The sequence below is a fragment of the Anaerolineales bacterium genome, assembly GCA_022866145.1.
Classification (GTDB): Bacteria; Chloroflexota; Anaerolineae; order Anaerolineales; family E44-bin32; genus PFL42.
This window is the reverse complement of sequence record JALHUE010000437.1, coordinates 1-2,026: the sequence shown is the minus strand read 5'-3', so window position 1 is coordinate 2,026 and position 2,026 is coordinate 1. Positions and strand designations below refer to the sequence as shown.

Genomic DNA, 2,026 nt, shown 5'->3' with positions numbered 1-2,026 from the left:
TGTGCTTCTGGCTGCAGGCTGGTTGGGACTCGCGGTTTTCATGATTGGGTCGGCGCTCGAGGACCTGCGCAACCTGATCGGGGGCGGAGCGATGTCGGCCGTATGGGCGCAGCTCCCCGGCGTGCTGCAAAGGGCCGATATTGAACCCTGGAATGCTCTGCTGCAGGCGGCGGTCGGGGCGCTGCTCGTGGCGGCGTTGGGAGCCCTGGTTCTCGGCCGCGAGCGGGAGGCGCAGCGGCTCGCCACGTCCGGTCTATTGCTGGCGCTGGTCATGGTCAACCTGTTCGTCTTCTTCTACGACCAGTTCTCCACGATCCTGCCGGCGACGCTCGAACTGCTTCTGCTCCTCGGGGGTCGCCGTTACCAGAAGCGCTTTTTCGGCGGTCCCAGCGTGCTCCTGGCGGACCTGCCGGGCGACGAGCAACCGCTGGGGCCGTAGCTGTCGGCCAGCGACGCGAATTCCTGAACCGATACCCTGCCTCGGCGCAAGACCCTGCCTGAGGGTGCGTAATCGCGGCTCAAGCCTATCGGCCATCGGCCGACGGGCTTGGGATTTGCGGCCCGGAGCCCCCGTCCCTCCAGCGAAGAGTATCTGGAGTATGCTTATCCACAATAGGATCAACAAACCCACGATTGACGGAGGCGGATTCGGTGTTGGCGAGTCTTCTTCTCACGTTGCGAGAGGGGTTGGAGGCGGCGCTCCTGGTGGGGATCACGCTCGGCGCGCTCCGTCGGCTGCATCAAGCGGACCAGCGGCGGTGGGTGTGGTTCGGGGTGGCGGCGGCGGTGCTGCTCAGCCTGGCGGCTGCGGCGGGGTTGCAGGCAGTTGGTGCCAAGCTCGAAGGCCGAGCCGAGCAGGTCTTCGAGGGTGTAACCATGCTGGTGGCGGCGGGCGTTCTGACGTGGATGATCCTGTGGCTGCAACGTCAGGGGCGCCAGACGCAGACAAGCCTCGAAGCCGAAGTGCAATCCGCTGCTCTGCACAAACAGTCCTGGGCGATCTTCCTGATCGCCTTCACGGCAGTGGTGCGTGAAGGCGTCGAGACCGCCCTCTTCCTTTCCGCGGCAGCGATGACCACTTCGTCGAAAGAGGTCCTGGCCGGCGCGGTGTTGGGCCTGGCTGCGGCCGGGGTGCTGGGATATGTTCTGTATGCCAGCACGCGGCGCCTGAACCTGCACCGCTTCTTCCAGGTGACCGGCGTGCTGTTGATGCTCTTCGCCGCCGGACTGGTGGGGCATTCGGTGCACGAATTCAACGAAGCGGGTGTGATCCCCGCTGTTATCGCCCCCGTGTGGGACATCAACCACATATTCGACGAAGACTCCTCTCTGGGGCAGATCTCCAAGGCGCTCTTCGGCTACAACGGGAATCCTTCCCTGAGCGAGGCGCTGGCTTACCTGGCTTACTTCATGGTCGTGGTGAGCGCGAGCGTGCGACAGGGGCGGCCGGTCGCACAGCCGAGGCCGAGCGTCGAAGCTTGATCTCCGACAGCAACCCCGGAGGACTCAGCCGGGGGCGTGGCGGCCGACATTTCGGCTTGCTCCCGGCGCGCTCCCTTCCACCGGGGATATCGGCACCGTCCGTCTATCCGAGGGGCTGGGGAGCTGCCGGGAGAGTGGGGAGGCTCGGCGTCCCGTGCCGCGCCAACCCCCCCCCGGACCAGGCATGCCTCCGACTGCCTCATCCGCTGTCTCCCCTCGCGCGCCTATCCTGTGGCCGGATCCCGGCGGGAAGGCGTCCCGACCCTAGCCCCGCAGGATCAAGCGCACTCCGACTTCTTCAAGGACAGAGCGGCCCTGCGAGCTCTTGGGAATCCGGCCCGCGTGGACGGGAAGGACCGGATGCAGGCCAGGTCGAGATGGCAGTCGAGCACGGGCGCGCCTCGCGCCGGCAGGAGCGCAGCCGCGAGGCACACACTTGCAGGTTGACGGCGAGGAAGACAAGGACATTCACCAGGAAGAATCAGGCGAAGGAGGCGAAGAAGGCATGCAAGCCGGCGTTCCGGCGGCGGCAGGCGGTCACATT

At 66.2% G+C, this 2,026-nt stretch carries 2 protein-coding genes; both read left to right on the top strand.

Annotated features, from left to right (window positions below; all coding sequences use genetic code 11):
- A partial coding sequence (locus MUO23_13080) for a hypothetical protein (GenBank protein MCJ7513885.1) occupies positions 1 to 439 on the top strand: 439 nt, incomplete at its 5' end.
- Positions 440 to 651: 212 nt separating this feature from the next.
- Positions 652 to 1,482: an FTR1 family protein gene (locus MUO23_13075; GenBank protein ID MCJ7513884.1), complete on the top strand. Its 831-nt coding sequence runs from the start codon at positions 652 to 654 to the stop codon at positions 1,480 to 1,482.
- Positions 1,483 to 2,026 lie beyond the last annotated feature (544 nt).